Annotated in this window: 4 protein-coding genes; all 4 read left to right on the top strand. The window is 75.8% G+C overall.

Annotated features, from left to right (window positions below; all coding sequences use genetic code 11):
* A partial coding sequence (locus E1283_RS33205; protein WP_132821883.1) for a hypothetical protein occupies nt 1-256 on the top strand: 256 nt, incomplete at its 5' end.
* A gap of 47 nt (nt 257-303) precedes the next feature.
* The gene (locus tag E1283_RS33200) at nt 304-741 is read left to right on the top strand and encodes a roadblock/LC7 domain-containing protein (protein ID WP_132821882.1); all 438 of its coding nucleotides are present in this window, start codon (nt 304-306) and stop codon (nt 739-741) included.
* A 316-nt stretch (nt 742-1,057) separates the two neighbouring features.
* Complete coding sequence (locus E1283_RS33195) at nt 1,058-3,094, top strand: acetoacetate--CoA ligase (RefSeq protein ID WP_132821881.1); 2,037 nt, start codon at nt 1,058-1,060, stop codon at nt 3,092-3,094.
* A gap of 28 nt (nt 3,095-3,122) precedes the next feature.
* Nucleotides 3,123-4,024 (top strand): hypothetical protein (locus tag E1283_RS33190; protein WP_132821880.1); only part of this gene is annotated, 902 nt, incomplete at its 3' end.

Genomic DNA, 4,024 nt, shown 5'->3' with positions numbered 1-4,024 from the left:
CCCCCAGACCACCGAGGAGCGCACCAGCACCGGCCTGCCCCGGCGGGTGCGCCGCCCCGCCCCCCAGGGCGGCGGCGCGGGCCCCGGCGGCGGCCTGCCCGGCGACCACCCCGAAGGCGACGTGCCGCCCGACGTGGACGCGGACGAGGTCCGCGCCCGGATGGCCTCCCTCCAACGCGGCTGGCAACGCGGCCGCGAGCAGTCCGGCGACCGGCCGAGCGCCGCGCCACCGGGCCCCACCCCCGAGACGTCGTAAGCCCATAAGCGGCGAGATCACCGCGAGAGCACCGTAAGGCAGGACCGATGACCGCACCCGAGGCCGCGGCCCACGGCGGCGCCCCACCCGACGCAGCGCAGTTGGGTCGGGTCCTCGACGAACTGGCGGAGCGCGTGCCCGGCATCCGGCACGCACTGATCCTGGCGGCCGACGGCCTGCCCAGAGGCGCCTCGCGCTCGCTCGGCAGAGAGGACGCCGAGCAACTCGCCGCGGTGGCATCCGGGTTCCACAGCCTCGCCAGAGGCGTCGGCCGGCACTTCGAGACCGGCAACGTACGGCAGACCCTGGTGGAGCTGGACGACGCGTTCCTCCTGGTCACGGCCGCCGGTGCGCGCAGCGCCCTGGCCGTGTTCACCGAGGCGGACGCCGACATCGGGCAGGTGGCCTACGAGTTGACGCTGCTCGTCAAGCGCGTCGGCCCGCTGCTCGCCACCCCGCCGCGCCCCGACCTCGGCACGCTCTGAACCCGGGCGCCCCCGGCCGCCGGCCCCGGTCGGCGGTGGCATCTTCGTGCCGAAGATCTCCCCAGCGCTCCGCCGACGTCGCGAAAGCGTGACAACGTGCCGGTGACGAGAACCGTCGCCGGCGGCCCGGCGTCGGACTCGGTGACGGCGGCGGCCCGGAACCGACGGGGGTGGTCCCGGCCCGCCGCCGTCGTCCGCCCACCGGCTCTCCCGGCCCCGTGCCGCGCCACCCTGGTGCGCACGTCGCCCACCTGGCATCGTCTCGCCCAGACGTGCCACGTGACAGCGATGTTGTGTACACCTGACGGGAGCCGCCATGACCGCCGCGCACGCCGTGCCGCCCACCGAGCCCGCGCCCCTGTGGCGCCCCTCCCGGGATCGGGCGGCCGGCGCCCGGCTCACCGCCTTCCACGCCCACGCCGCCGCCCACCACGGCGCGCCACGGCCCACGTCCGACCACCCCGAGGCCGACTACGCCGCGCTGCACCGCTGGTCGGTCGACCACCTCGACGCGTTCTGGGCGGCGGTGGCCGACTGGTTCGACGTCCGCTTCGCCACCCCCCACCGGTCCGTCCTGGCGGACCGCCGGATGCCCGGCGCCCGCTGGTTCCCCGGCGCCACCCTCAACTACGCGGAACACGCCCTCCGTTCCGCGCTCGACCCGGCCCTGGCCGACCGGCCCGCGCTGCTGCGGGTCGACGAACGCCACGAACCCGAGGCCGTCACCTGGTCGGAACTGCGCCGCCAGGTGGGCTCGTTGGCCGCCGCGCTGCGCGAACTCGGGGTCCGCCCCGGCGACCGGGTCAGCGGCTACCTGCCCAACATCCCCGAGGCCGCGGTCGCGCTGCTCGCCACCGCCGGCATCGGCGCGGTCTGGACGTCGTGCGCCCCCGACTTCGGCGCCCGCAGCGTCCTCGACCGGTTCCAGCAGGTCGAACCCGTCGTGCTGATCACCGTCGACGGCTACCGCTACGGCGGCCGGACGCACGACCGCGCCGCGACCGTCGAGGAACTGCGCGCCGGGCTGCCCTCGCTCCGCGCCGTCGTCCACGTGCCGCTGCTCGGGACCGCGGCGCCGGCCGGCGCCCTGGAGTGGGGCGCGCTCACCGCGTCCGACGTCGAGCCCGAGTTCGACCAGGTGCCCTTCGACCACCCGCTGTGGGTGCTCTACTCGTCGGGGACCACCGGGCTGCCCAAGGCCATCGTCCACTCCCAGGGCGGCATCCTGCTCGAACACCTCAAGCAACTCGGCCTGCACTGCGACCTCGGCCCCGGCGACCGGTTCTTCTGGTACACCTCGACCGGCTGGATGATGTGGAACTTCCTGGTCTCCGGGCTGCTCACCGGGACCACCGTGGTGCTCTACGACGGTGGCGCCGGGTACCCGGACACCGCCGCCCAGTGGCGGGTCGCCGAGCGCACCGGGGCCACCCTGTTCGGCACCTCGGCCGCCTACGTGACGGCCTGCGCCAAGGCCGACCTGCACCCGGCCCGCGACCTCGACCTCTCCGCCCTCCGCTGCGTGGCCACCACCGGGTCCCCGCTGCCGCCCGACGGGTTCCGCTGGCTGCACGAGCGGGCCGGCGCCGACCTGTGGATCGCCTCGGTCAGCGGCGGCACCGACGTGTGCAGCTGCTTCGCCGGGGCCGTGCCGACCCTGCCGGTCTACACCGGCGAACTCCAGGCGCCGGGCCTCGGCACCGACCTGCGGGCCTGGGCGCAGGACGGCCGACCGCTGACCGACGAGGTGGGGGAGCTGGTCGTGGCCGCCCCGATGCCCTCGATGCCGGTCAGGTTCTGGAACGACGAGGGCGACGCCCGGTACCGGGACGCCTACTTCGACACGTTCCCCGGCGTCTGGCGGCACGGCGACTGGATCACCCTCACCTCGCGCGGCACGGTCGTCATCCACGGCCGCTCCGACTCCACGCTCAACCGGCAGGGCGTGCGGATGGGTTCGGCCGACATCTACGAGGCCGTCGAACGGCTCCCGGAGATCCGCGAGTCCCTGGTCGTCGGCGTCGAACTGCCCGACGGCGGCTACTGGATGCCGCTCTTCGTACGGCTGGCCGAGGGCGCCGCCCTGGACGACACGCTCCGTGACGACATCCGCCGCACCATCAGGGAACGGCTCTCCCCGCGCCACGTGCCGGACGAGGTGATCGAGGTCCCCGGGGTGCCGCACACGCTCACCGGCAAACGTCTCGAAGTGCCGGTCAAGCGACTGCTGCAGGGCGCGGCACTCGAGTCCACGGTGAACCCCGGCTCCGTGGACGACCTCGAACTGCTCCGCTTCTTCGAGCGCCTCGGCCGGGAACGGGCCACTGTCAGTGGCGCCGACTACGGTGGGTGACCAAGAGGTTCCGATTCCAGGGGGAAGCATGGCACACACCGGAAAGCGCGTCAGGAACAGCCGCGGGGAGGGGGTCAGCGCGGGGCGGCGGACGACGGCGCCGCCGCGCGGCCGCTGGCGGGAGGCGGCCGGCACGGTCGCGGTCGTCGCGGACGAGGCCGGTTTCGCGCTGCTGCGGCACCGCTGCCCAGGCCTGGGGTTCGCCGACCACGCCGGCTATCTGCGGGCCACCGAGGCCCTGCTGCGCTCGCTGACGGGCCGGCACGGCCATACCAGCGTCGCGCTGTTCGACCCGGCCGCCTTCGCCGACTACTGCGAGCGCGAGGGCCTGGCCCAGGACTCCCCGGCCAGCCGCGCCCGCTACACGGCGGAGGTCGCCGCCCAGGGCGCCACCGTGCCCTACGCCGGGCAGCCGATCGAGGCGCTGCTCCCCGAGCTGCGGGCGGCCCGCCGGCGGCTGGACGCCTGGGAGCTCGGCGGCGACCTGCTGGCCGCGGCCGGCGGCTGCCGGGGCTGCGGCGCGCCGCTCAGCCGCTGCGCCTTCCGCCGGGCCGCCGAACTGCTGGCCGCCGTCCTCGAGCGGGTCGGCCCGGGGGCGCACCACCTGGTCGCCACGGTCCTGCCCGACACCGCGCCGCTGGCCGCCGAGTTGACGGCGGAGATCGACGCCGGCGGCGAGCTGCGGGTCCCGGAGCCCGCCGCCCTGGCCCTCTGCACGGTGCTCGCGGTCGGGCTCGCCACGGGCGAGCCAGGCGGCCTGGTGGCCCGCTCGAAGCCGCCTGCCGGCGGCGACCAGGAGGTGCGTGGCTGGAGCCTCCGGGGCGGGCTCCCGCGGCCGCTGACGGCGGGCGAGGTGTTCGCGGCCTACTGCACGGACGCCACCACCGGCGAACCGATCCCACCCGAACCCGACGTCGCCTACCTCCCGGC

Origin of the sequence: Streptomyces hainanensis (assembly GCF_004348415.1) — a bacterium.
Lineage (GTDB): Bacteria > Actinomycetota > Actinomycetes > Streptomycetales > Streptomycetaceae > Streptomyces > Streptomyces hainanensis.
This window is presented reverse-complemented; position numbering and strand designations above follow the sequence as displayed.

Coding starts and splice junctions, on each gene's coding strand:
- E1283_RS33195 (WP_132821881.1), top strand. CDS start 1,058: ATGACCGCCGCGCACGCCGTGCCGCCCACCGAGCCCGCGCCCCTGTGG.
- E1283_RS33200 (WP_132821882.1), top strand. CDS start 304: ATGACCGCACCCGAGGCCGCGGCCCACGGCGGCGCCCCACCCGACGCA.